Origin of the sequence: Paraburkholderia solisilvae, assembly GCF_902859875.1 — a bacterium.
Taxonomy (GTDB): Bacteria; Pseudomonadota; Gammaproteobacteria; order Burkholderiales; family Burkholderiaceae; genus Paraburkholderia; species Paraburkholderia solisilvae.
Window position 1 is genome coordinate 42,904 of record NZ_CADIKF010000004.1, and the last position, 25,697, is coordinate 68,600.

Annotated in this window: 25 protein-coding genes; 14 read left to right on the top strand and 11 right to left on the bottom strand. The window is 65.0% G+C overall.

Annotated features, from left to right (window positions below; all coding sequences use genetic code 11):
• Positions 1-35: 35 nt before the first annotated feature.
• Both HV675_RS03990 and proC read left to right on the top strand, forming a co-directional pair.
• The gene (locus HV675_RS03990) at positions 36-734 is read left to right on the top strand and encodes a YggS family pyridoxal phosphate-dependent enzyme (RefSeq protein WP_175109466.1); all 699 of its coding nucleotides are present in this window, start codon (positions 36-38) and stop codon (positions 732-734) included.
• A gap of 16 nt (positions 735-750) precedes the next feature.
• Complete coding sequence (proC, locus tag HV675_RS03995) at positions 751-1,566, top strand: pyrroline-5-carboxylate reductase (protein WP_175109467.1); 816 nt, start codon at positions 751-753, stop codon at positions 1,564-1,566.
• Positions 1,567-1,688: 122 nt separating this feature from the next.
• On the opposite strand, the gene ubiA is transcribed toward proC, so the two are convergent.
• The 5 genes from ubiA to HV675_RS04020 form a co-directional block, all read right to left on the bottom strand.
• Complete coding sequence (gene ubiA / locus HV675_RS04000) at positions 1,689-2,552, bottom strand: 4-hydroxybenzoate octaprenyltransferase (RefSeq protein WP_175109468.1); 864 nt, start codon at positions 2,550-2,552, stop codon at positions 1,689-1,691.
• A 242-nt stretch (positions 2,553-2,794) separates the two neighbouring features.
• Positions 2,795-3,286 carry a Dps family protein gene (locus HV675_RS04005; protein WP_175109469.1) on the bottom strand — a complete coding sequence of 164 codons (492 nt, stop codon included), beginning with the start codon at positions 3,284-3,286 and terminating at the stop codon, positions 2,795-2,797.
• A gap of 176 nt (positions 3,287-3,462) precedes the next feature.
• Entirely contained in the window at positions 3,463-3,627 is a 165-nt protein-coding gene (locus HV675_RS04010) for a hypothetical protein (protein WP_175109470.1), read from the bottom strand.
• Positions 3,628-3,696: 69 nt separating this feature from the next.
• The gene (locus HV675_RS04015) at positions 3,697-5,157 is read right to left on the bottom strand and encodes a catalase (RefSeq protein ID WP_175109471.1); all 1,461 of its coding nucleotides are present in this window, start codon (positions 5,155-5,157) and stop codon (positions 3,697-3,699) included.
• 63 nt (positions 5,158-5,220) lie between these two features.
• Complete coding sequence (locus HV675_RS04020; RefSeq protein ID WP_175109472.1) at positions 5,221-5,367, bottom strand: hypothetical protein; 147 nt, start codon at positions 5,365-5,367, stop codon at positions 5,221-5,223.
• A 166-nt stretch (positions 5,368-5,533) separates the two neighbouring features.
• Between HV675_RS04020 and HV675_RS04025 the strand changes: the two genes are divergently transcribed.
• A complete protein-coding gene (locus HV675_RS04025; protein ID WP_175109473.1) occupies positions 5,534-5,803 on the top strand; it encodes a ribbon-helix-helix domain-containing protein in 270 nt (89 codons plus the stop codon).
• Positions 5,804-5,808: 5 nt separating this feature from the next.
• Positions 5,809-6,165: a type II toxin-antitoxin system RelE/ParE family toxin gene (locus HV675_RS04030; protein WP_175109474.1), complete on the top strand. Its 357-nt coding sequence runs from the start codon at positions 5,809-5,811 to the stop codon at positions 6,163-6,165.
• Positions 6,166-6,203: 38 nt separating this feature from the next.
• On the opposite strand, the gene HV675_RS04035 is transcribed toward HV675_RS04030, so the two are convergent.
• Both HV675_RS04035 and recG read right to left on the bottom strand, forming a co-directional pair.
• On the bottom strand, positions 6,204-7,163 hold the full coding sequence (locus HV675_RS04035; protein WP_175109475.1) for a LysR substrate-binding domain-containing protein: 960 nt from the start codon (positions 7,161-7,163) through the stop codon (positions 6,204-6,206).
• Between the two features lie 126 nt (positions 7,164-7,289).
• On the bottom strand, positions 7,290-9,608 hold the full coding sequence (gene recG, locus HV675_RS04040) for an ATP-dependent DNA helicase RecG (RefSeq protein ID WP_175109476.1): 2,319 nt from the start codon (positions 9,606-9,608) through the stop codon (positions 7,290-7,292).
• Between the two features lie 272 nt (positions 9,609-9,880).
• Here recG and queA point away from each other — a divergent pair, with 272 nt between their 5' ends.
• The 5 genes from queA (at position 9,881) to secF (ending at position 16,174) form a co-directional block, all read left to right on the top strand.
• On the top strand, positions 9,881-10,933 hold the full coding sequence (gene queA, locus HV675_RS04045; RefSeq protein WP_175109477.1) for a tRNA preQ1(34) S-adenosylmethionine ribosyltransferase-isomerase QueA: 1,053 nt from the start codon (positions 9,881-9,883) through the stop codon (positions 10,931-10,933).
• 152 nt (positions 10,934-11,085) lie between these two features.
• Positions 11,086-12,270: a tRNA guanosine(34) transglycosylase Tgt gene (tgt, locus tag HV675_RS04050; RefSeq protein ID WP_175109478.1), complete on the top strand. Its 1,185-nt coding sequence runs from the start codon at positions 11,086-11,088 to the stop codon at positions 12,268-12,270.
• A 286-nt stretch (positions 12,271-12,556) separates the two neighbouring features.
• On the top strand, positions 12,557-12,886 hold the full coding sequence (gene yajC / locus HV675_RS04055; RefSeq protein ID WP_175109479.1) for a preprotein translocase subunit YajC: 330 nt from the start codon (positions 12,557-12,559) through the stop codon (positions 12,884-12,886).
• Positions 12,887-13,141: 255 nt separating this feature from the next.
• The gene (gene secD, locus HV675_RS04060) at positions 13,142-15,205 is read left to right on the top strand and encodes a protein translocase subunit SecD (RefSeq protein ID WP_175109480.1); all 2,064 of its coding nucleotides are present in this window, start codon (positions 13,142-13,144) and stop codon (positions 15,203-15,205) included.
• An 18-nt stretch (positions 15,206-15,223) separates the two neighbouring features.
• On the top strand, positions 15,224-16,174 hold the full coding sequence (gene secF, locus HV675_RS04065) for a protein translocase subunit SecF (protein ID WP_175109481.1): 951 nt from the start codon (positions 15,224-15,226) through the stop codon (positions 16,172-16,174).
• Between the two features lie 222 nt (positions 16,175-16,396).
• Here secF and HV675_RS04070 read toward each other — a convergent pair whose 3' ends face one another.
• From HV675_RS04070 to HV675_RS04080, 3 genes are all read right to left on the bottom strand, one after another.
• Complete coding sequence (locus tag HV675_RS04070; RefSeq protein ID WP_175109482.1) at positions 16,397-16,975, bottom strand: YceI family protein; 579 nt, start codon at positions 16,973-16,975, stop codon at positions 16,397-16,399.
• Between the two features lie 62 nt (positions 16,976-17,037).
• Positions 17,038-17,622 (bottom strand): YceI family protein, encoded by a 585-nt coding sequence (locus tag HV675_RS04075; protein ID WP_246270091.1) that lies wholly within the window; start codon positions 17,620-17,622, stop codon positions 17,038-17,040.
• 8 nt (positions 17,623-17,630) lie between these two features.
• Positions 17,631-18,200 (bottom strand): cytochrome b, encoded by a 570-nt coding sequence (locus HV675_RS04080; RefSeq protein WP_175109484.1) that lies wholly within the window; start codon positions 18,198-18,200, stop codon positions 17,631-17,633.
• Between the two features lie 420 nt (positions 18,201-18,620).
• On the opposite strand from HV675_RS04080, the gene HV675_RS04085 reads away from it, so the two are divergent.
• The 5 genes from HV675_RS04085 to HV675_RS04105 all read left to right on the top strand — a co-directional run bounded on the left by HV675_RS04085 (position 18,621) and on the right by HV675_RS04105 (position 24,017).
• The gene (locus tag HV675_RS04085) at positions 18,621-19,307 is read left to right on the top strand and encodes a paraquat-inducible protein A (RefSeq protein ID WP_175109485.1); all 687 of its coding nucleotides are present in this window, start codon (positions 18,621-18,623) and stop codon (positions 19,305-19,307) included.
• Positions 19,308-19,314: 7 nt separating this feature from the next.
• Positions 19,315-20,019 carry a paraquat-inducible protein A gene (locus tag HV675_RS04090; RefSeq protein WP_175109486.1) on the top strand — a complete coding sequence of 235 codons (705 nt, stop codon included), beginning with the start codon at positions 19,315-19,317 and terminating at the stop codon, positions 20,017-20,019.
• Entirely contained in the window at positions 20,012-21,652 is a 1,641-nt protein-coding gene (locus HV675_RS04095) for a PqiB family protein (RefSeq protein WP_175109487.1), read from the top strand. Before HV675_RS04090 ends, HV675_RS04095 begins: the two co-directional genes overlap by 8 nt.
• Positions 21,649-22,392, top strand: coding sequence for a PqiC family protein (locus HV675_RS04100; RefSeq protein WP_175109488.1), 744 nt, complete (start codon positions 21,649-21,651; stop codon positions 22,390-22,392). Before HV675_RS04095 ends, HV675_RS04100 begins: the two co-directional genes overlap by 4 nt.
• Positions 22,393-22,736: 344 nt before the next feature.
• Positions 22,737-24,017: a THUMP domain-containing class I SAM-dependent RNA methyltransferase gene (locus HV675_RS04105; protein ID WP_175109489.1), complete on the top strand. Its 1,281-nt coding sequence runs from the start codon at positions 22,737-22,739 to the stop codon at positions 24,015-24,017.
• Positions 24,018-24,227: 210 nt separating this feature from the next.
• Here HV675_RS04105 and HV675_RS04110 read toward each other — a convergent pair whose 3' ends face one another.
• A complete protein-coding gene (locus HV675_RS04110; RefSeq protein ID WP_175109643.1) occupies positions 24,228-25,682 on the bottom strand; it encodes an NAD(P)(+) transhydrogenase (Re/Si-specific) subunit beta in 1,455 nt (484 codons plus the stop codon).
• Positions 25,683-25,697 lie beyond the last annotated feature (15 nt).

Consider the following 25,697-nt stretch of genomic DNA (forward strand, 5'->3'; position numbering starts at 1 on the left):
ATAATTGGGCGTCGCCGACCCATGCAGACGCCGTCATGCCCGACCTGATCCACAACCTCGAAGCGGTGCGCCAGCGCATCGCGCTCGCCGCGCAAGTCGCGGGCCGCGACCCGCGCGCCGTCACCCTGCTCGCCGTTTCGAAGACCTTTCCGGCCGAAGACGTCCGCGCCGCGCACGCCGCGGGGCAACACGCGTTCGGCGAAAACTACTTGCAGGAAGCGCTGACGAAACTCGATGCGCTCGCGGATCTGCGCGGCTCGATCGAATGGCATTTCATCGGGCCGCTGCAGTCGAACAAGACGCGTCCGGTTGCCGAGCGTTTCGACTGGGTGCATTCGGTCGACCGCCTGAAAATCGCACAGCGGCTCGCCGAGCAACGACCGGCCGGATTGCCGCCGCTCAATGTGTGCGTGCAGGTCAACGTGAGCGGCGAAGCATCGAAATCCGGCGTGGCGCCGGGCGAAGCAGCGCAGGTTGCGCGTGCGGTCGCCGCCCTGCCGACACTGCGCTTGCGCGGCCTGATGGCGATTCCGGAACCCATCGGCAGCATCGAAGCACAGCGCGCGCCGCATCGCGTATTGCGCGAACTGTTCGAGCAGTTGCGCGCCGACGGCCTCGCGCTCGACACGCTATCGATGGGCATGTCCGGCGATCTCGAAGCAGCCGTGCTCGAAGGCGCGACGATGGTGCGCATCGGCACCGCGATCTTCGGCGCGCGTGAGTATTCCAACTGACCTTTCCAGACCCATCATGAAAATTGCGTTTATCGGTGGCGGCAATATGGCCGCGGCGCTGATCGGCGGCCTGATCAAGCGCGGCGTCGCCGCAGCGGACCTCTATGCGATCGACCCGAACGAGGACGCGCGCACGCGCAACCGGCAGCAATTCGGCATCGCGACCGGCGCCGCGGCCGACGCGGCGCTCGCCTCGTTCGATGCGATCGTGCTGGCAGTCAAGCCGCAAGTCGCCAAAGACGTCGCCGCCGCGCTCAGCGCCCATCTTTCGGCACGCCAGCTGGTGATCAGCATCGTCGCGGGCATCCGCGCAGCCGATTTGTCGCGCTGGCTGAACGGCCACGCGCGCATCGTCCGCACGATGCCGAATACGCCCGCGCTGATCGGCATGGGCGTCGCGGGCCTCGTGGCGCTGGCTGGCGTCGACGACGCGGGTCGAGCGCTCGCGTCGCAAGTGCTCGGCGCGGTCGGCCAGACCGTCTGGTTCGACGACGAAGCGAAGATCGACGCGGTCACCGCGATCTCCGGCAGCGGTCCGGCCTACGTGTTCTACTTTATCGAGGCGCTGCAGGAGGCCGCTCGCCAGCTCGGCATGGACGACGCGCAAAGCCGTGCGCTCGCGGTTGCGACGTTCACGGGCGCCGCGCAGCTGGCCGCGCAGTCCGACGAAGCGCCGTCGGTGCTGCGCGAGCGCGTGACGTCCAAAGGCGGCACGACCGCTGCCGCGCTCGCCGCGTTCGACGCGCACCATGTGAAGGACGCGATCGTGCGCGGCGCACTCGCCGCGGATGCGCGCGCGAAGGAGATGGGCGAGGAATTCGGCAAGCAGTGAAGCTGGTCGTGAGACAGGCTGTGAGACAAGCTTTGAAGCGCACCGCCGGCAGGCGGAGCCGGCATCACATCCGAAGCTGACACAGTCCGCGCCGCAGCGGGCGGTGCGTGCGATCGATCCGATCAGAGATTCTGCGCCGCGTAGTGCGCGGCGATGCCCGCGAAGAGCATGCCGCCGAGCCAGTTGTTATGGCGAAACGCGGCAAAGCACGCCATCCGCTCGCGGCCGCGGATCAATACGTAGTGGTAAACGGCGCAGCCCACCGCCGCCGCGAGGCCAAGCCAGTAAAGCACCCCATAGCCGAGCACGAAGCCGATGCCGGCATAGATGCCGAGCGTCACGGCATAGCACAGCATGATCGCCAGCACGTCGAAGCGGCCAAACGTCAGCGCGGACGTGCGGATACCGATCTTGATGTCGTCGTCGCGATCGACCATCGCGTATTCGGTATCGTACGCAACCGACCAGAACACATTCGCGATGAGCATCACCCATGCAAGCGCCGGCACGCGATCCTGAATCGCCGCGAATGCCATCGGAATGCCGAAGCCGAATGCGATGCCGAGATACGCCTGCGGAATCGCGAAGAAGCGCTTCGTGAACGGATAGGTGCCGGCCACGAAGAGCGCGAACACGGACAGTTCCTTGGTCAGCGTATTGAGCGGCCAGATCAGCAGGAACGCAAGCAGCGCGAGCGCCGCGGCGAGCGCGACCGCTTCCCATGCCTCGATCTTGCCGGACGTCAGCGGCCGGTTCTCGGTACGCTTGACATGGCGGTCGAAATCGCGGTCCGCGTAATCGTTGATCGCGCAACCGGCCGAACGCATCAGGATCGTACCGAGCGCGAAAATCAGCAGCAAAGACAGCGACGGCCGGCCGGCCGACGCGATCCACAACGCGTTGAGCGTAGGCCATAGCAGCAGCAGGCTGCCGATCGGCTTGTCGAGGCGGACAAGGCGCAAATAGAGCGGGAGTCGGGCGAACATGGGCAAGGCGTCTGGAACGATCCCGTCATTTTAGTGCAGCGTGCGGACGCGGGACCTGGCGCGCGGCGCGAGTGCGTCGCGGCGGCGGCCATCGGTCTCCGTGCCGCGCCGTGTCATGTTCGTGCCGTGTCGTGCGGTGTATCGTGCCATATCGTTCGATAAGCACCGCCGAAATACGAAAAAGCCCGACAGGACTCACACCTGTCGGGCTTCCAGCCTTGTGCAAAGGTTCGAATACTCGCTCAGGCCAGCATCGAGCGCAGCATCCACGCGGTCTTTTCGTGCGTCTGCATGCGTTGCGTGAGCAGGTCGGCGGTCGGCTCGTCGTGAGCGGCTTCCGTGACCGGGAAGATTTCGCGCGCGGTGCGCACCACCGCTTCCTGGCCCTCGACCAGCTGGCGAATCATGTCTTCGGCCGACGGCACACCGTCCGCTTCGGCAATCGATGACAGCTTCGCGAAGTCCTTGTAGCTGCCCGGCGCGAACACGCCCAGCGCACGGATACGCTCGGCGATCGAATCGACGGCCATGGCCAGCTCCGTGTACTGCGTTTCGAACATCAGGTGCAGCGTGTTGAACATCGGACCCGTCACGTTCCAGTGGAAATTGTGGGTCTTCAGATACAGCGTGTAGGTATCGGCGAGCAACCGCGCCAGACCGTCCGCGATCTTCTTGCGATCCTTGTCGCTGATACCGATGTTGACGTGCGTAACGGCTTCATTTTTTTTGGCCATGATGACTCCTTTCAAGAGTGATTCGTACCGGTCTCTGCCCCGGACTGCGTGTTCGCAATCCTTGAACGCTCGAACGAGCGACAGTTTAGCGTAGAACGCCGAACCTACGCGCGTGAGCGGGCGTGCTTTCCGGTCATCAGTGCCTTGCATGCATGGCGCGCTACGGCGCTTTCCGCTCAGCCGCCGAAAAGATGCGCGAGCCCGTGCGCGACGATCACCGCATAGCCGCTGCTGACCACCGCAAGCCCGAGCATCCTGCGTGCAAACACCACGTTCGACAAACGCTGCGCCCGCTGCGCGTGAGCGCCGCCACCGATACTCATCAATACCATCTGGACCATGATCGTGCTCCTTGCACTTCGGGACGGCGGCGCATCGCTGCACGACGCCGTCCCACTACGTTGCGGGGATTACTTCGTGTTCCCCTTCGTTGCGGCGAGCTTTCCGATCGCCGCGCTCACGCCGTCCGCGTACGCCGGATCGATACGGCGGAAGTGCTCGATCTGATGCGCGACGATGTCGTTCGGCACGCCGTCGATATGACGCGCGATGTTGTCGAACAGACGCTCGCGCTGCGCCGCGTCGAACAGCCGGAAAAGCGCCGCCGGCTGGCTGTAGTAGTCGCCGTCTTCGCGGTGCTCGTAGCGGTCGACCGCACCGGCGGCGAGCGGCGGCTCACCCGCGTTCGGATCCTGCGCGAATTCGCCGAAGCGGTTCGGTTCGTAATTCGCGGTACGGCCGAGATTGCCGTCGGTGCGCATCGCACCGTCACGATGGAACGAACGTTGTACCGGCACGCGCGACGCATTCACCGGAATCTGGTGATGGTTGATGCCGAGCCGGTAGCGCTGCGTGTCGCCGTACGAGAACAGCCGCCCTTGCAGCAAACGGTCCGGCGAGAAGCCGATGCCCGGCACCACGTTGGCCGGCGTGAACGCCGACTGCTCGACGTCCGCGAAATAGTTGTCCGCGTTGCGATTGAGTTCGATCGTGCCGACGTCGATCAGCGGATAGTCCTTGTACGGCCACACTTTCGTGATGTCGAACGGGTTGTAGCGATAGTTCGCCGCATCCGCTTCCGGCATCACCTGGATGCAGAAACGCCACTTCGGAAAATTGCCGTTGTCGATATTCTCGACCAGGTCGCGCTGCGCGCTCTCACGGTCTTGCGCGATCACCTGCGCCGCTTGCGCATCGGTGTAGTTGGCGATGCCCTGCATCGACTTGAAGTGGAACTTCACCCAGAAACGTTCGTTGTTCGCGTTGATGAACGAGTACGTATGCGAGCCGAAACCGTGCATCTGCCGGTAGTTCTGCGGAATGCCGCGGTCGCTCATCAGGATCGTCACCTGATGCAGCGATTCCGGATGACGCGACCAGAAGTCCCACGCCGCGACGTTGCTGCGCATGTTCGTGTACGGATCGCGCTTTTGCGTATGGATAAAGTCCGGAAACTTGAGCGGATCGCGAATGAAGAACACGGGCGTGTTGTTGCCGACCACATCCCAGTTGCCCTCATCGGTATAGAACTTGATCGAAAAGCCGCGCACGTCGCGCTCGGCATCCGCCGCGCCCCGCTCGCCCGCCACCGTCGAAAAGCGCATGAAGAGCGGCGTTTCCTTGCCGACTTGCGCGAAGACCTTCGCCTTCGTATAGCGCGAGATGTCGTGGTTAACCTTCAGCGTGCCGAACGCGCCTGAGCCCTTCGCGTGAACGCGGCGCTCGGGAATCACTTCGCGATCGAAATGCGCGAGCTTCTCGATCAGCCATACGTCCTGCAACGCGACCGGACCGCGCGAGCCGGCGGTCATCGAGTTCTGGTTGTCGGCGACCGGTGCGCCGGCAGCATTGGTGAGGGTCTTTTCGGTCATGGTTCTGCTCCTTCGTTTGTCTGGATTGAATCGTTCGTTCTGGGTGAAGGCCGGTATCGGGCGTTACGCCGACAGCGCGCGATCGACGAGCAGCGACAGGGCCACCGTGCGCAGCGTCAGCGCGGGCGCTGCGTTCACCACCGCGGCCGGCGCGGACCGCTGGAACGACTCAGGAGCAGAGTGAAGATGGGGCGACGACGCGTGCTGCATGGGTAACCTCCGGTTTCTGGTTTGTGGGGCTCGGTGAACCATGAGAGGCACTATAGCAAAACTATCGATTCGTATATTTTAATTAAATTTATCTATTCAATAGCGCTCGCCAGCATCGCATCGCTCGTGTAGGATTAAATCCTACTACCTGACCGGAGACGCAATCATGCGTTCCACGCAGCAATTCAGTATCACCTTGCCGAACGAACTGGCCGACCTCGTCCGCTCCAAGGTCGCAAGCGGTGAGTACGCAACGGATAGCGAGGTCGTGCGCGACGGTCTGCGCACGTTGGCCACGCGCGACCGTGTGATCGAAATGTGGCTGAGTAATCAGGTAGCGCCCGCTTACGACGCGCTGAAAGCCGATCCGTCGCGCACGGTCACCGCCGGCGACGTCCGTGCGGCGCTCGCCGCGAAACGAAAACTCAGGGAATAAGCCAGATGACGACATCCGCAGTTCAGTTCGCTCCGGAAGCGATACAGCAGCTCGTCGATCTCGAGCGATACATTGCGGAAGTCTCATCACGGCCCGCGGCCGAGCGGTATGTGGATGGAATCGTCGCGTATTGCGAAAGCCTGCAGACGTTTCCACAACGCGGCCAACAGCGGGACGACATCCGGCAGGGGCTACGGCTCACGAACTATCGCGGGCGGACCACGATCGCGTTTGTCGTCGAAGGCAACCAGCCGATCATTATTGGTGTGTACTACGGTGGTCAGAATATCGAAACGGCGTTGGCCGCGGTGACCCACGACCCGTTCCTGTCATTCGAATTCACGCATCGCGACGCGCGCTGATAAAACAGCAGCGCCCGTCATGAAACGGGCGCGTCACCTCAGTTCACCGCCGCCGGCAAATCGAGCTTCCTCACGCCGGGCAGATCGCACGCGGCAACCGCGTCGCAAATCGCGTCGATCGCGGGCATCCGCGTAAAGCTCTTGCGCCACGCGAGCACCACGCGGCGATCCGGCACCGGTTCGTCGAAGGCGACATAACTGAGCAGTCCGGAATCGACGCCGCCGGCATGCGGTTTGACCTCGTGCACCGACATCCGCGGCAGCACGGTAATACCGACACCGCTCGCCACCATATGGCGAATGGTCTCGAGCGACGAACCCTCAAAGGTCTTCTGGATACCGTCCGCATTCTGCGAAAAGCGCATCAACTCAGGGCACACACCCAGCACGTGATCGCGGAAGCAATGGCCGCTGCCGAGCAGCAGCATGGTTTCCTGCTTCAGGTCGTTCGCATCGATCTTCTCGCGCAATTCCCACGCGTGGCCCGACGGCAGCGCGACGACGAACGGTTCGTCGTACAACGGACGCAGCATCAGACCGGTCTCCGGAAACGGCAGCGCCATGATCGCCACGTCGATTTCGCCCTGTTTGAGCAGCTCGATCAGCTTCAGCGTGTAGTTTTCCTGCAGCATCAGCGGCATCTGCGGAACGCGCTTGATCATCTGCTTGACGAGCGTCGGCAGCAGATACGGCCCGATCGTGTAGATCACGCCAAGGCGCAGCGGCCCGACCAGCGGATCCTTCCCCTGTTTCGCGATTTCCTTGATCGCCAGCGTCTGCTCGAGCACCCGCTGCGCCTGTGTGACGATCTGCTCGCCGATCGGCGTCACGCTGACCTCGCTGGTGCCACGCTCGAAGATCTGCACATTCAGTTCGTCTTCGAGCTTCTTGATCGCGACGGACAACGTCGGCTGGCTGACGAAACACGCCTCCGCCGCGCGGCCGAAATGCCGCTCGCGTGCGACCGCGACGATATATTTCAGTTCTGTGAGCGTCATTGAGGGACCAATCAGTGCAATGGAATCAATAGGTTTCAGTTATACACCTATGGGGCCAATTCGCCAACCACCAGGCATGCTGCGGCAGCACCCAGACCGTGGCCGGCCCTGCACTCACGTCTTCATTCATGCCTTCAGATAGTGCTCGCGTGCGCCTAGCCAGCGAGCCAGATGTTGCGTGACGACGTTCGGGTGTTCGGCAAGCAGTTGCGCCGCGGCTTCGCGCGCCGGCTCGATCAGCCAGCCGTCCTGCTGCAGGTCCGCGAAGCGCAGCATCGCCGCGCCGGACTGGCGCGCACCGAGAAACTCGCCGGGGCCGCGAATCTCGAGGTCGCGGCGCGCGATCTCGAAGCCGTCGGTGGTTTCGCGCATGGTCTGCAAGCGGGCGCGCCCGGCGATCGACAAGGGCCCCGAGTACAACAGCACGCACACCGACGCGACGCTGCCGCGGCCGACGCGTCCGCGCAGCTGATGCAGCTGCGCGAGCCCGAAGCGCTCCGCGTGTTCGATCACCATCAACGAAGCGTTCGGCACGTCGACGCCCACTTCGATCACCGTCGTCGCGACCAGCAGCTGGACCTCGTTGCGCGTGAACGCATCCATCACCGCCGCTTTCTCCGCGGGCGCAAGACGCCCGTGCACCAGCCCGACCTTCAGTTCCGGCAGCGCGGCGACGAGCGTTTCATACGTTTCAACCGCGGTCTGCAATTGCAGCGTCTCGCTCTCTTCAATGAGCGGACACACCCAGTACACCTGGCGCCCGGTCAGCGCGGCTTCGCGCACGCGGCCGATCACCTCGTCGCGACGCCCATCCGCGACGAGTTTCGTCAGGATCGGCGTGCGGCCCGGCGGCAATTCGTCGATCGTCGACACGTCGAGGTCCGCGTAATAGGTCATCGCGAGCGTGCGCGGGATCGGTGTCGCCGACATCATCAGTTGATGCGGCTGGAACGCGCGCGCGCCGTCGGCGGCGTTCTGCGCTTTCGCGCGCAGCGCGAGCCGCTGCTCGACGCCGAAACGGTGCTGCTCGTCGACGATCACGAGGCCGAGTCGCGCGAATTCAACGGTGTCCTGGATGATCGCGTGCGTGCCGATCACGAGCCTGGCGGTGCCGAGCGCCGCCGCTTCGAGCGCCGCGCGTTTCTCTCTGGTTTTGAGGCTGCCCGCGAGCCACGCGACCGTCACGCCAAGCGGTTCGAGCCAGCCGCGCAGCTTGCGTGCGTGCTGCTCGGCGAGAATTTCGGTCGGCGCCATCAGCGCGGCCTGGTAGCCGGCGTCGATCGCCTGCGCGGCGGCGAGCGCGGCGACGATCGTCTTGCCGCTGCCGACGTCGCCTTGCAGCAACCGCTGCATCGGGTGCGGCTGCGTGAGGTCGTGCGCGATTTCGTCGCCGACGCGCCGCTGCGCGCCGGTCAGCGAGAACGGCAACGCCGCGAGCAGACGCGCGACGAGCGAGCCGGCCTCGCCGGCGGCGCGGCGCGGCATGGCCGGCGCCGAGCGCGTGCGACGCTCTTCGTGCGCGCGCTTGAGCGACATCTGCTGCGCCAGCAGTTCTTCGAACTTGATGCGCGACCACGCCGGATGCGTGCCGTCGATCAGCGCGGTTTCGTCCGCGTCCGCATGCGGATGATGCAGCGTGCGCACCGCCTGCATCAGCGGCGGCAGCTCGAGCGGCTGCAGATACGCGCGCGCGATCGGCTCCGGCAGCAATTCCGGCAACGACGTGCGCGCGAGCGCATTGTCGATCGCCTTGCGCAGATACGCCTGCGTAACGCCCGCCGTGCTCGGATAGACGGGCGTCAGCGCCTGCGGCAGCGGCGTGTCCTCGTCGACGACGCGCACCGCCGGGTGGACCATCTCCATGCCGAAGAACCCGCCGCGCACATCGCCGCGCACGCGCAGCCGCACGCCGTGCGCCATCTGCTTGACCTGCGAGCCGTAGAAATTCAGAAAGCGCAGCACGAGTTCGTCGCCTGCGTCGTCGCGCAGCTTCACCAGCAGTTGACGGCGCGGCCGGTAGGCGATCTCGTTGTCGAACACCACGCCTTCGGTTTGCGCAATGCCACCGGGCAGCAGTTCACCGATCGGCGTGAGCGAGGTTTCGTCTTCGTAGCGCATCGGCAGATGCAGCACGAGGTCGATATCGCGGGTGAGGCCGAGCTTCGCGAGCCGGTCGGCGGTGCGAGTGACAGAAGGCTTGGCCGCCGGTTGCTCAGCGCCATCGTCAGCCGGCTTCGCAGTGCGCTTCGTGCGCGACTTCCGCGCGGGCTTCTTTGCGGCATCGGGCGCTTGCACTGCTTCGGGCGCTTGCGCCACATCGTGCCCGGGCGTCCCCGCGGCGGCGTCCTGGCTCACCGGCGCCGGTTTGCCGCGCGCGGCGCGGCGCGGCGGTACGGCGCCCGCTTCATCGGGCTCAACGGGCGGACGGCGTTCGGACAAGGGCATGAGTCGCTTCGCAAGTACAATATCGGCTTTCCAGGTTTTCGCGACCGCCCGGCGCAGCAGGGGCGCGATGGGCGCAAACGCGGCGGCAATGCCCCGCAATCATAGCCGCTCGGCGTACGGCGCCGGCCCGTTTCGTTCACCGCGCATCGTGTTGCATCGCGATGTGCCGCCTCGGCGCGGTACGCGCACAGCGCCGTTGTCCCCGTCCCTGCATGCGTTGTCGCATCGGCGCGCACCCTTTTTATAGCCGTTTCCGTATCCAGTCCGTCCGCATGTTCACCCTTTCCGATTTCGATTTCGCGCTACCGCCTGAACTGATCGCGCAAGTCGCGTTGCCCGAGCGCAGCGCGAGCCGCCTGCTCGAAGTGGACAACCGGACGCAACCCGCGACGCTCGTCGACCGCCGCTTTGCGGAATTGCCGGACTGCGTCGCGCCCGGCGATCTGCTTGTCTTTAATGACACCAAAGTGCTGAAAGCGCGCTTTCCCGGCCGCAAGGCGAGCGGCGGCAAGGTCGAGGTGCTGATCGAGCGCCTGACCGGCGAGCGCACCGCGCTCGCGCAAATCCGTGCGAGCAAGAGCCCGGGCGCGGGCACCGTGCTGCACCTGGCGGACGCGTTCGATGTGACGGTCGGCGAGCGTGTCGAACCGTTTTACACACTGCATTTCCCCGCCGACTGCCTCACGTTGATCGAACAATACGGCCGTCTGCCGCTGCCGCCGTACATCGAGCACGACCCGGATGCGACCGACGAAACGCGCTACCAGACCGTCTACGCGCAGCATCCGGGCGCGGTGGCCGCGCCGACCGCCGGCCTGCACTTCGACGATGCACTGATCAAGCGGCTCGACGCGCGCGGCGTCGAGCGCGCGACGTTGACGCTGCATGTCGGCGCGGGCACCTTCCAGCCGGTGCGTGTGGAGAACATCGCGGAGCACAAGATGCACAGCGAGTGGTATCAGTTGCCGCAGTCGCTGGTCGACAGGATCGAGGCGACGCGTGCGCGCGGCGGCCGCGTGATCGCGGTCGGCACGACCTCGATGCGCGCGCTCGAAGCAGCCGCACGCGACGCGGAAAACGCCGGCCGGCCGCTCGCGGCGACCCGCGCGGTAACGGATATCTTCATCACGCCGGGCTATCGCTTCCGCGTCGTCGACCGGCTCGTGACGAACTTCCACTTGCCGAAGTCGACGCTGCTGATGCTGGTGTCCGCCTTCGCCGGCGTCGACACGATTCGCGCCGCGTACCAGCATGCGATCGACGAGCGGTACCGGTTCTTCAGCTATGGCGATGCGATGCTGCTGACACGCAGCGCCGCGGCATGACAGACGAACCTTCGCGTTCGACCGATGATATCCAGCACATTCAAGCGGTCGCCGGAGATCCTCCGGTGGGCCGCAACCGGGTCTCACCGCGGGTTGACCCGGTGTCACTTTTCGAGCGCCGGACTGTTTTCCGGTAGCACAGGAGCTTTTCAATGACCGATGGTCACCATCATCACCCTTCGAGCGACCCCACGCCGCCCACCGGCGGCCTCGCCTTCGACCTGCTGAAAACCGACGGCCTCGCGCGCCGTGGCCGCCTGACGCTGAACCACGGCGTCGTCGAAACGCCGATCTTCATGCCGGTGGGCACCTACGGCACGGTGAAGGCGATCCAGCCGCGCGAACTCGAAGAAATCCACGCGCAGATCATTCTCGGCAACACGTTTCACCTGTGGCTGCGTCCTGGGCTCGACACGATCGCCGCGCACGGCGGTCTGCATCGCTTCATGGGCTGGCAGCGGCCGATCCTGACTGACTCCGGCGGCTTCCAGGTGTTCTCGCTCGGCGAGCTGCGCAAGATCACCGAAGACGGCGTGACGTTCGCGTCGCCAATCAACGGCGACAAGCTGTTCCTGTCGCCGGAAGTGTCGATGCAGATCCAGAAGGTGCTGAATTCGGACATCGTGATGCAGTTCGACGAATGCACGCCCTACGCGACCAACGGCGTGCCGACCACGCGCGACGAGGCCGCCGCATCGATGCGCATGTCGATGCGCTGGGCACGGCGCTCGCTCGACGAATTCGCGCGGCTCGCCAACCCGAACGCGCTGTTCGGCATCGTCCAGGGCGGCATGTTCGAAGACCTGCGCGACGAATCGCTCGCGGGCCTCGCCGAGATGGATTTTCATGGCTTCGCGATTGGCGGGCTGTCGGTCGGCGAGCCGAAAGAAGACATGATGCGCGTGCTCGAACACGTCGCGCCGAAACTGCCCGCGCACAAGCCGCATTACCTGATGGGCGTCGGCACGCCGGAAGACCTGGTGGCCGGCGTCGCCGCGGGCGTCGACATGTTCGACTGCGTGATGCCGACGCGCAATGCGCGCAACGGCTGGCTCTTCACGCGCTTTGGCGACATCAAGATCCGCAACGCGACGCACAAGAACTCGCTGCGCCCGCTCGACGAACAATGCGGCTGCTATACGTGCCGCCACTTCACGCGCGGCTACCTGCATCACCTGCACCGCGTCGGCGAAATTCTCGGCGCGCAGTTGAACACGATTCACAACCTGCACTATTACCTCGAACTGATGCAGGAAATGCGCGACGCGATCGATGCCGGCAACTTCGGCGCGTTTCGCAAGCTGTTCCACGAGAATCGCGCGCGTGGCGTCGATTAGAAATCGCGGCGCGCGACACATTACAATTCACTTTCGCAACGGCGTGCCGGCGGGTGTGTCAAACCGGCGTCCTGGACGACGTCGACAATAGGCGCCCGACTTTCAAACTGCATCAGGCCGCGCGCATCGCCCGCTTTTGCAGGCGCTTTCCGCAATACGCACGCGGCGTTATTTTGCGGAGCCGGGCGACCTCGTCGCGATGCCAACTCAGCGCGCCGTCGCGTAGAGGGCCGGTGGTAGAATGACCGGCTGATTTTTTCTGATTGATATAAACGGAGAGACCAACGTGTCGCTTTTTTCCAGCGCGTTCGCGCAAGGCAGTGCCACCGGGGGCGCCGAATCGAGCCTGATGAGCTTCCTGCCGCTCATTCTGATGTTCGCTGTGCTCTACTTCATCATGATCCGCCCGCAAATGAAGCGTCAGAAGGAGCATCGCAACATGCTCTCGGCGATGGCGAAAGGCGATGAAGTCGTGACGAACGGCGGTATCGTCGGCAAGATCACCAAGGTCGGCGAAGCGTACGTGGGCGTCGAAATCTCGGAAGGCACGGAAATCACCGTGCAGAAGGCGTCGGTCACGACCATTCTTCCGAAGGGCACGATCAAGTCGCTGTAACGCGTGTGCATCAGGAGCAAGACCCGCATGGCCGCGCCGTCAAGCCGTTCGACGAAACCGCTTTGATTGAATCCGGCGCGGCTCCTTGGCAGATTCGGCAGATACGGCAGTTTCGGGCTCGCAGGCAGTGGGGCGTAGTGAGAGACGAAAACACCTGACCGGCTCTCCCGCTGCCCCACTCGATAGCCGAAGGCCTCGCTTCACCGGGCACGCTCTCAGACCTCGCTTCCAGCCAACCTTCCGTTGGACCATCCCATGAATCGTTACCCCCTCTGGAAATACGCCGTGATGCTGGTGGCGCTCGTCATCGGCTTCCTGTACACGCTGCCCAACTTCTTCGGCGAAGCGCCGGCGGTGCAGGTATCGAGCGGCAAGGCAACGGTCAAGCTCGATTCGACCACGCTGTCGCAGGTCGAAGCGGCGCTGGCGGCGAGCCAGATCAAGCCCGACGACGTCACGTTCGACAATTCGCAGACGAACGCGAACATCCGCGTTCGCGTACCGGATACCGACACGCAGCTGCGCGTGAAGGACCTGCTGCAAAAGTCGCTGAACAGCGACCCGTCAGACCCGTCATACGTCGTCGCACTGAACCTGCAAAGCGCATCGCCGCACTGGCTGACCGCGCTGCACGCGCTGCCGATGTACCTCGGCCTGGATCTGCGCGGCGGCGTGCACTTCCTGCTGCAGGTCGACATGGCGGGCGCGCTGAACAAGAAGCTCGATTCGGATGCGTCGGACGCGCGCACGCTGTTGCGCGACAACCGCATTCGCGACGGCGGCGTGAACCGCGTCGACCAGTCGGTGGTGGCCAGCTTCGCGGACCAGAACGTCGCCGAAGCGGCACGCAAGCAGCTGAGCTCGGGCGTGAGCGAATTGCAGTGGGTCACGCAGCCGGCCGCAAGCGGCGGCTGGCAGGTGGTCGGCACGTTCACGCCGGCCGTGCAGAAGACCGTGCAGGACGCCGCGCTCAAACAGAACATCACGACGCTGCATAACCGCGTCAACGAACTGGGCGTCGCGGAGCCCGTGATCCAGCAGCAAGGCAGCGACCGCATCGTCGTCGAATTGCCGGGCGTGCAGGACACCGCGAAAGCGAAGGACATCATCGGCCGCACCGCGACGCTCGAAGCGCGCCTCGCCGACCCGGTCAATACGCACCCGAATCCGGGCGATCCGGTGCCGCCGGGCGACGAGCTCTTCACGCAGGGCAATCAGGCGCCGGTGCTGCTGCGCAAGCAGGTGATCTTCACCGGCGACCGCATCATCGACGCATCGGCCGGCTTTGACGAGCATCAACGTCCGTCGGTCAATATCCGTCTGGACTCGGCGGGCGGCCGCGCGGTGCGCACGGTGTCGCGCGACAACATCGGCAAGCCGATGGCGATGGTGCTGTTCGAAAAGGGTAAGGGCGAAGTGCTGACGGTCGCGACCATTCAGTCCGAACTCGGCGACCGCTTCCAGATTACCGGCCAGCCGACGCCGCAAGCGGCCACCGATCTCGCGCTGCTGTTGCGCGCCGGCTCGCTCGCCGCACCGATGGACATCATCGAGGAACGCACGATCGGCCCGAGCCTCGGCGCCGATAACATCAAGAAAGGCTTCGATTCGGTCGTGTACGGCTTTATCGCGATCGCCGCGTTCATGATCGCGTACTACATGCTGTTCGGCCTGATCTCGATGATCGGGCTGTCGGTGAACCTGCTGCTGCTGATCGCGATCCTGTCGATGCTGCAGGCCACGCTGACGCTGCCCGGCATCGCGGCTATCGCGCTTGCGCTCGGTATGGCGATCGACGCGAACGTGCTGATCAACGAGCGGGTGCGCGAAGAGCTGCGCAACGGCGCGCCGCCGCAGCTTGCCATTCAGAACGGCTACGCGCACGCCTGGGCGACGATTCTCGACTCGAACGTGACGACGCTGATCGCCGGCCTCGCACTGCTCGCGTTCGGTTCGGGCCCGGTGCGCGGCTTTGCGGTGGTCCACTGTATCGGCATTCTGACGTCGATGTTCTCCGCGGTGTTCTTCTCGCGCGGCCTCGTGAACCTGTGGTACGGCGGCAAGAAAAAGCTGAAGTCGCTCGCGGTCGGCCAGGTGTGGCGCCCGGCGACGGCCGCTGGCGCCGCCGCGTACCTCGACGACGAATCGGCAGGCGGCACGGCAGGCAGCACGGCCCGCGCGGTTGCGCCGGCCGCCGCCAAACCGAAGACGCCCGCCGGCGCGCAAGCCAGCACCGGCAAGCCGACAGTACGCCGCCGCAATGCGCCAGGCACACCGACATCCGGCGGCACGTCCAAAAAACCGGGTTCATCCCGCTGAAGCCCGGAGAACGAGACCATGGAATTCTTCCGCATCCGCAAAGACATCCCGTTCATGCAGCGCGCGTTGATCTTCAACGCGATCTCGCTGCTGACGTTTATCGCCGCCGTGTTCTTCCTCGTGCACCGCGGCCTGCACCTGTCGATCGAATTCACCGGCGGCACGGTGATCGAAGTGCAGTATCCGCAGGCCGCGCAGCTCGAACCGGTGCGCGACACGCTGACGAAGGTCGGCTATGCCGACGCGCAGGTGCAGAACTTCGGCACGTCGCGCGACGTGCTGATCCGCCTGCCGTTGAAGCAGGGCCTGACCTCCGCGCAGCAGAGCGACCAGGTGATGAGCGCGCTGAAGGCCGACAACGCGCAGGTGCAGTTGCAGCGCGTCGAGTTCGTCGGGCCGCAGGTCGGCAAGGAACTCGCCACCGACGGCCTGCTCGCGCTCGCATGCGTGGTGGCCGGCATCGTCATCTATCTGTCGTTCCGCTTCGAATGGAAGTACGCCATTGCGGGCGTAATCGCGAACCTGCACGACGTCGTGATCATTCTCGGTTTCTTCGCGTTCTTCCGATGGGAGTTTTCGCTGTCGGTGCTCGCGGCGGTGCTCGCGGTGCTTGGCTACTCGGTCAACGAATCCGTGGTTATTTTCGACCGGATTCGCGAAACCTTCCGCCGCGAACGCAAGATGAGCGTGATCGAAGTGATCAACCACGCGATCACCAGCACGATGTCGCGAACCATCATCACGCACGGCTGTACGCAGATGATGGTGCTGTCGATGTTCCTGTTCGGCGGGCCGACGCTGCATTACTTCGCGCTGGCGCTGACGGTCGGTATCCTGTTCGGTATCTACTCGTCGGTGTTCGTGGCGGCGGCGCTCGCCATGTGGCTGGGCGTGAAGCGTGACGACCTGCTGAAGGAAAAGAAGGAGCGCCACGACCCGAACGATCCGAACGCGGGCGCGCAAGTCTGATCGCGACAAGCCAGTTGCCAGCAGGAAAGCAAAGGCCAGTTCAAATCGAACTGGCCTTTTTCATGGGCGATTGGGTTGGCGACCGGTTGGCAATCACCCGGCAATTGCCGGCAATCGGCCAGCAACGCGCCGCGGCAATCGGGAAGCGCCACGCCCACCGCGCTGCGACATCACCGCAACGAAAACGGGTCGTAGCGCACCATCAAACGCCGCCCAGCCTACCTACTGCTTGATGCCCTCAGCCTGGATATGCAGCACAGTCGCCATGCTGAACCCCTGCTTCCGCCCAAGCCCGATGCCATAGTCGGCACGGTCGAACTTCGCGGTCGCCTCGACGCCGCAGACCTCGCGCTTGAGCATCGGATGCTGCATGCATTTGAACGACACGACCTGCAGATTCAGCGGCTTCGTCACGCCGTGCAGCGTGAAGTCGCCGATCACCTCGACCGGCTTGTCGCCATCGAAGCGGATTTGCGTGCCCTTGTAGACCGCCGTCGGGTATTTCGCGACGTCGAGCAGTTCGTCCGAGCGCAGATGCTCGTCGAGCTTCCCGTTGCCGGTCTGAATCGACGACGTATCGACCGTCACGTCGACGGTGCCCGACTTCGCCGCGCGATCGAGCGTCACGGTGCCCGACGACTTCGTGAATTTCCCGCGCCATACCGATACGCCGCCCATATGATCGGACTCGAAGCTCGGAAACGTATGTCCCGGATCGAGCTGATAGGTATCGGCGGCAGCCGTTGCGTCAAGCGAAACCAGCGCCGCGAACGCGGCGGCGGCGACCAAACGTGTCTCCATCACGTTATTCTCCTTGTGTGCAGGCACGATGCGCCGTGGCGCACCGATGCCGGTTGTCCTGCCTACTTTCCCGCTCCTACGAGGTGAAACCTGATGACGACATCGTCGGCCACGACCGACGTGTCCTTCCACTCGCCGAGTCCAACATCGTACTGCGAACGTTTGATCGTCAGCGATCCGTCGAAGACATGCGCGGCGCCTTGCGTGGTCACCGTTACCGGCACGACCACCGACTGCGCTTTGCCCTTGATCGTCAGCTTGCCGGTCACATTGAATTTGTCGGCGCCAGCAGGCGCGATCGCGCTCGAGACGAATGTCGCGGTCGGATACGTCTTCGCGTCGAACCAGTCCTTGCCGCGCACTTCATCGTTATAGGTTTCGTCGCCGAGGTCGTAGCTCGTCATATCGACGCTGACCTGCGCGCTGCCCGATGCCGGCTTCGCCGGATCGAACACCAGCTGCGCGGAGAATTTACTGAACTTGCCTTCGACCGGCACATTCATCTGCTTCGACGTCGCGGTAATCGTGCTGTGCGCGGCGTCGATCTGCGCAAGCGCGTCGGCGGCCGGCAGCGCGAGCAACGCGGCAACCGCGCTCAGCCACGTGACCGATACCGCCCGCCTGATCCAATGCAACGAAGCTTTCATGGTTGTCCTTATCTGATGAAAGGGATCATCCTCGACAGCAGCCCGTCGCGATCGAGCCATTGATGTTTCAGCGCTGCCGCGACGTGCAGCACGACCAGCACGAACAGCGTGTAGTTGAGCGCGATATGCACGTTCTTCAGCACGACCTTGAGCACCGGGTCCGGCGCGATCAGCCGAGGCAGCGGCACGAGCCCGAGATAGACGACCGGCACATTGGCCGCGAGGCTGTATAGATAACCCGACACGGGAATCAGCACCATCAGTACGTACAGCACCAGATGCGCGCTCTGCGCGGCGGCGCGCTGCCAGGCGGGCATGCTCGCGGGCAGCGGCGGCGCGGCGTGCGTGGCGCGCCACAGGATGCGCAGCACGACGAGCGCGAACACCGTGACGCCGATCCACTTGTGCCACGAGAAGTAACGCAGCTTGGTCGGCGTAAAGCCGGGGATATCGGTCATCACCCAGCCGAGCGAAAAACCGCAGACGATCAGCAGTGCGATCAGCCAGTGAAGCGCGATGGCGGTTCGCGTGTAGTGCGAACCGGCCGCGCGCGCGGCAAACGACGACAGATGGGCCATGACAGGCCTCCCGTGCAGGGAGTCGCGAGTTCGAAGTTAAACGATGCCGCCGCCCCCGATATTCCCGACGATGCATGTCGCATCGCTTGCGGCCTTTGCTTGGTATGGCGTGAAGGATGCCATGCTACTCCACCCCGGCAAGCTTCACGCAACCCTGCGTTGCATGCTGCGCAACGCGGTCCGGAATTTGCTATCTGCGCACGGGGCCGAATGCGGCTATCAACAAAAGGAGAATGCACATTGCCGGTGACACACGCAAACCCGCCAGACCCGCACTATCCCAGCCGCGCCGCGCTGCGCGATGGCGGCAAGGCGCCTTTGATACTATGTCGCCAGACTTTTGCCCCGCCTGCCAGAACGGCCACACGCCAGCGGCGTGGTTGCCGCGCGGCCCAACCCTAACGTTTGCTTCCTGCCTGCATGGAACAAGACCGCCTGATTGCATGCCACGACTGCGATGCGCTGTTTCAGAAGCCACGGCTCGGCCGCCGGCGCCTCGCGCGTTGCCCGCGCTGCAAGGCGGTGCTGTACGGCAGCTCGACAGGCCGGCTCGACCCGATCTGCGCAATGACGTTCGCCGCGCTGATCACCTTCCTGATCGCGCAGGGTTTTCCGATCCTCGAGCTCGAAGCCAACGGCATCACGTCGCAGACCAGTCTTATCGGCGCGATCGTGGCGCTGTGGTCCGAAAACATGCAGATCGTCGCGGTGATGGTGTTCTGCTCGACCACGCTCTTTCCTCTGACCGAACTCGTCGCGCTGCTGTACGTGCTGCTGTCGGTACGCGCGGGTTTCGTGCCGCCCGCGTTCCATCAGGTAATGCGCGCGATCCAGTTCGTGCGGCCGTGGGGCATGATCGAAGTGTTCATGCTCGGCGTGCTGGTCACGATCGTCAAAATGACGAGCCTCGCGCGCGTGATACCGGAAGCGGCGCTCTTTGCTTTCGGCGCGCTGACGCTGATGTTCGCGGTGGTCGTCACCTTCGAGCCGCGCACGCTGTGGGACATCGCCGACACGCTGACGCGGCACAGGACGCGTCAAACGCAGCGCCGCAAGCCGCGCGTCGCGCCGCGGCCCGCCACGCGCCGTGCGCCGCGTGAGGGATGAGCAGCCGATGAAATACCTGACGGCCAAACGCGCCGGGCTGATCGCATGCCATGCATGCGGACGCGTGCAGCGCCGCACCGGCGCGCTGCCGGACGGCTCGCCGCAACGCTGCGAGCGCTGCGGCGCCGCGCTGCACCGGCGCAACCCGGACAGCCTGATACGCACATGGGCGCTGCTGATCGCCGCGGCGGTGCTCTACATTCCGGCAAACCTGCTGCCGGTGCTGCACACCACGTCGCTGGTCGGCACCGAGGACGACACGATCATGAGCGGCGTCGTCTACTTCTGGACATCGGGGGACTGGCCGCTCGCGATCATCGTGTTCGTCGCGAGCATTCTCGTGCCGATGATGAAGCTCACGGTGCTCTCCATTCTGACGATCACCACGCAGCGCCGCTCGCGCTGGCGGCCGCACGAACGCACGACGCTGTACCGCGTGGTCGAGCGGATCGGCCGCTGGTCGATGCTCGATATCTTCGTCATCACGATGACCATCGCGCTCGTGCGCTTCAAGTCGCTGGCCGAGATCACCGCGGGCCCGGGTGCGATCGCGTTCGGCTCGGTCGTGATCCTGACGATGCTCGCATCGATGCAGTTCGATCCGCGGCTGATCTGGGACAACCTCGAGACCGGCCCGGCCAGGCGCCGCGGCGAACCCGCACACCGCACAGACAGCACCCCCACCTCTGCTCAGGACCCGCACCATGAATAGTCCACAAGACCCGACGCCCGACGCGCCGCGCCACGATCCGCCCGGACCGGACATTCCCGAGCCCGAAATCGACGCGCGCCGCCGCTGGCTGCCGTCGCTCGTGTGGGTGATTCCGCTGATCGCGGCGCTGATCGGCGTCGCGCTCGTGATCCAGTCGATCTACGAACGCGGCCCGACCATCACCATCAGCTTCAGCACCGCGGAAGGCCTCGAGCCGGGCAAGACGAAGGTGAAGTACAAGGACGTCGATATCGGCTACGTGAAAACCATCAAGCTATCGAACAATCATTCGCGCGTGCTGGTGTATGTGCAACTGACCAAGGAAGCCGAGGACTTCGCGGTGAAGGACAGCCGTTTCTGGGTCGTGCGGCCGCGCATCGGCGCAAGCGGCGTGACGGGCTTGAGCACGCTCCTGTCGGGCTCGTATATCGGCGTCGACGGCGGACGCTCGACCGAGACGCAGACCGAGTTCGTCGGCCTCGAAACGCCGCCGGCGGTCACAGTGGACCAGAAAGGGCGGCAGTTCACGCTGCGCGGCGAATCGCTCGGCTCGATCGATATCGGTTCGCCGGTGTTTTACCGGCGTGTGCAGGTCGGCCAGGTCACCGGCTTTTCGCTCGACAAGGACGGCACCGGCGTGACGGTGCAGGTGTTCGTCAGCGCGCCGTTCGACCAGTACGTCGGCACCAATTCGCGCTGGTGGCATGCGAGCGGCGTCGATTTGCGGCTCGATTCGAGCGGCTTCAAGCTCAATACGCAGTCGCTCGCGACGGTGATCGTCGGCGGCCTCGCGTTCCAGTCGCCGCCGGGCCAGGCGGTCGGCGTGCAGGCGCCGAACAATATGACGTTCCGCCTCGGCGACGACCAGAGCGACGCGATGCGCGAGCCGGACGGCGTGCCGGTGCAGGTCGTGATGAACTTCAACCAGTCGCTGCGCGGGTTGTCGGTCGGCGCGCAGGTGGACTTCCGCGGCATCGTGCTCGGCCAGGTGACGAGCATCGGCGTCCAGTACGATCCGAAGGCGCGCAACTTCACGATGCCGGTGACGATGAACCTGTATCCGGATCGCCTCGGCAAGCGCACGCGCGACTCGCTGCCGGCGCCCGGCACCGAATCGAGCCATCTGCTGCTGCAGGCGCTCGTCCAGCACGGGCTGCGCGGCCAGTTGCGGACCGGCAACCTGATTACCGGCCAGCTGTATATCGCGCTCGACATGTTCCCGAACGCGCCGAAGGCGACCGTCGATGCGTCGCACGAGCCGCTCGAGCTGCCGACGATGCCGAACACGCTCGACGAACTGCAGTTGCAGATCGCGGACATCGCGAAGAAGCTCGACAAGGTGCCGTTCGATCAGATCGGCAACAACCTGAATACGGCGCTGACCCACGCCGACAAGCTGTTCACGAAGCTCGACACCGAAGTGCTGCCGCAGGCGCGCGACACGCTCGCCGCCGCGAAGCAGACGTTCGGCTCGGCCGAAGCGACGCTGCAGCAGGATTCGCCGATGCAGTCCGACGTCCATCAGGCATTGCAGGAGCTGACCCGCACGCTGCAGTCGCTGAACGCGCTGTCGGATTATCTGGAGCGCCACCCCGAATCGCTGGTCCGCGGAAAACAAGGAGATAAACCATGATGTTTGCGTGGCTCACCCGTTCGTTGCGTGCGCCGCGCGGCGCGGCCGCGACATCCGGCAAGACGGCGGCCGCTGCGGCCGGCGCGCTGTGCGCGTGCGCGCTCGCGCTCAGCGCGTGTTCGTCGCCGTCGAGCCGGTTCTACACGTTGAGCACCGGCGAGACGTCGGCGGCAAACGTCGCGCCCGCCTCCAACCCGGCGTTCCTGATCGAAGTCTCGCCGGTCGATGTGCCGCCGCAAGTCGCGAAAAACCAGTTCGTCGTGCAGACCGGCGACACCCAGGTGCGGGTGCTCGAACAGGAGCGCTGGGCGTCGCTGCCGGGCGATGAAGTGCGCCGCGCGGTGTCGAACTCGCTCACGCGGCAGCTGGGCACGATCGACGTGTTCGGCACGCCTTACCCGGACCGCGTGCCGGTATACCGCATCAAGCTCACCGTTCAGCGCTTCGAGTCGTGGCCCGGCTCGCACGCGCTGATCGACGCGGTATGGAGCGTACGCGCGGTGCGCACGCAAGCGCTGCTGACCTGCCGCAGCGTCGCGAGCGTGCCGGTCGCCGACGGCTACGATGCGCTCGCCGCCGGCCATCAGCGCGCGGTCCAGCAGATTTCGACCGAGATTGCCGCGGCGGTGCGCACGCTCGCGGCGAACCCGGCGCGCGGCGCCACGCTGGCCTGTCCGACGGCTTCCGCGCAGGCGCTGCCTGCGGGGCCGGCTGCCTCGACGGCGGGCGCCGGGAGTTGATGTGGGTGAGGCGGCGGCAGGGGATGCGGATGTTGCGGCGGCGGATGAGGATACGGATGTGGCTGATGCCGTTGCCGTTGCCGTTGCCGTTGCCGTTGCCGTTGCCGTTGCCGTTGCCGCTGCCGACACTAATGCCGATGCCAAGCCATTGCGGCTCCTAACGCGGTCGCATCTCCTCATTCCACTGCGACCGCTAACACCGACGCGCTGACGCGCAATCGCCGCGCGGCAACGGCAGACTGCAGCGTCTCGCCCAGACCGCCGGCGCGACCCGCGTACAATGGCGGCTTGTTCAAAGCCCGACGCGCCTGTCAACGCGCGTCCCACGCCCGGCGCCCCGCTCAATGTCTTTCGATTTTTTCGTCCCCTGTCCTCGCGGTCTCGAAGCCGCGCTTGCCGCCGAACTCGCCGAGATTGCCGCCAGGCATCTGAACGGCGCGCCGTTCACCACCGGCGAACAGGTGCCGGGCGGCGTGCATTTTCGCGGCGGCTGGACGGCCGGCATGGCGGCGAATCTGCATTCGCGCATCGCGAGTCGCGTGCTGCTGAAAATCGCGCAGCGTCCGTACCGCAACGAGCAGGACGTCTATGCGCTCGCGCTCGAGCAGCGCTGGGAGCAATGGTTTTCGGCCAATGAAACGCTGCGCGTCGACGTCACGGCGATCAAGTCGCCGCTGCGCAGCCTCGAGTTCGCGACGCTGCGCGTGAAAGACGCGGTCTGCGACCGCCTGCGCGAAGTCAGCGGCGCGCGGCCGAGCATCGACACCGGCGCACCCGATGTGCGCGTGTTCGCGTTTCTCACCGCGACCGACTGCACGCTGTACCTCGACACGTCCGGCGAACCGCTCTTCAAGCGCGGCTGGCGCCTCGACAAAGGCGCGGCGCCGCTGCGCGAAAATCTCGCCGCCGGCATTCTGCGGCTCACCGGCTGGACGCCCGGCACCGCGCTCTACGACCCGATGTGCGGCAGCGGCACGTTTCTCGCCGAGGCGGCACAAGTCGCGCTGAACGTCGCGCCGGGCGTCGAGCGGCGCTTCGGCTTCGAGAAACTGAAGCAATACGACGTCAGCGCGTGGCAGGCGCTGAAGGTCGCCGCGCAGGACGCGAAACGCGCGGCACGCTCGTCGCGCGCGGCAGATCTGCTGATCTTCGGCAGCGATATTTCGGGCGATATGCTGGACAAGGCGCGCGCGAACTTCGAACGCGCCGGGTTTTCCGGGCTGCCGCTCAAGCAGGTCGACGCACGCGGCATGACGCCGCCGGCCGACACGCCCGGCATTCTGGTCGCCAATCCGCCGTACGGCGAACGGATCGAAGTGCGCGGCCGCGGGCCGCGCGGTGAAGTTCGCGCGACCGGCCGCGCCGCACATGACGAGCGCGACGAAGGCTTTCGCCGCTCGCACGCCGAGACGCCGGACAGCGAGTTCTTTCAGGCGCTCGGCGACGCGTTGAAGCAGCGCTTCACCGGCTGGCATGCGTTCATCCTCACGTCCGATCGCAAGCTGCCGGGGCAGTTGCGTCTGCGTGAGTCCGCGAAGACGCCGCTCTACAACGGCGCGCTCGAATGCCGGTTGTTTCGCTTCGATCTCGTGGCCGGCAGCGTCAAGCAGAAGCCCGCTTCCTGACGGGACATACTCGACGGGACTAAACGCGCCGGACGCGACACGGCGCGGGGATGCGACGGAACGTAACGCAGCGAAGCGCACGCGGCCGCGTTTCATGCCGGGCGGCGCGCGAGTCGCAAGCGACGTTACGCGACGTGCGCACGCGCGCCGGACGATCCATCACGCGCCGCATGCGGCGAAACGTGCGCCCCGCGCGGCAACGCGCATCGCTTACTCGACCGACTTCACCATATCCTCGATCACCTTCTTCGCATCGCCGAACACCATCATCGTCTTGTCCATGTAGAAGAGATCGTTGTCGAGCCCCGCGTAGCCGGCCGCCATCGAGCGCTTGTTGACGATTACCGTGCGCGCCTTGTACGCCTCGATGATCGGCATGCCGGCGATCGGCGATTTCGGATCGTTCTTTGCAGCGGGATTCACGACGTCGTTCGCACCGAGCACCAGCACGACGTCGGTCTGGCCGAACTCGTTATTGATGTCGTCCATCTCGAAGACGAGGTCGTACGGCACTTCCGCTTCGGCGAGCAGCACGTTCATATGCCCGGGCATGCGGCCCGCCACCGGGTGAATCGCATAGCGCACGTCGATGCCCTTTTCGACGAGCTTGTCGGTCAACTCCTTCAACGCATGCTGCGCGCGTGCAACCGCAAGGCCGTAGCCCGGCACGATCACCACTGACTCCGCATTGCCGAGCATGAACGATGCGTCCTCGGCCGAGCCCGACTTCACCGGCCGCTGTTCCTGCGCACCGCCCGTGGCCGCCGCGCCGGGCTCCGCGCCGAAGCCGCCCAGCAGCACGTTGAAGAACGAGCGGTTCATCGCGCGGCACATGATGTACGACAGAATCGCACCGGACGAGCCCACCAGCGAGCCGGCAATGATCAGCATCGCGTTGTTCAGCGAAAAGCCGATGCCCGCGGCGGCCCACCCCGAATACGAGTTCAGCATCGACACGACGACCGGCATGTCCGCGCCGCCGATCGGGATGATGATCAGCACGCCGAGCACAAATGCGATCAGCGTCATGATGATGAACGGCAGCCACGACTGGGTCAGGAAAAAGAGGATGCCGAAGCCGACCATGCCGAGCGCGAGCAGCAGGTTGATCGTGTGCTGGCCCGCGTAGACCACCGGCGCGCCCTGGAAGAGCCGGAATCTGTATTTTCCCGACAGCTTGCCGAATGCGATCACCGAACCGGAGAACGTAATCGCGCCGACGAAGGTGCCGATAAAGAGCTCGATCCGGTTGCCGTACGGCAGGAAGTTCGGATAGGGCGCATCCTCGGCGGCAAGGCCGAACGCCGCCGGCTCCGACACCACCGCATACGCGATGCATACCGCCGCGAGACCGATCAGCGAGTGCATCGCGGCGACCAGCTCCGGCATCTTCGTCATCTCGACGCGCGCCGCGATAAACGCACCGATCGCGCCGCCCACCACCAGCGCCGCGAACACCAGGCCGAGCCCGAGCGCGAGATTCGAGCCGAGCAGCGCGGCCTCGCGGACGATCAGCGCGATGGTCGTGAGGATCGCGATCGCCATCCCGACCATGCCGAACACGTTGCCCGCGCGTGCGCTCTTCGGATTCGACAGGCCCTTCAACGCCTGAATGAAGCACACCGACGCGACCAGATACAGCAGCGTGACGACGTTCATACTCACGAAGTTCATGCCCCC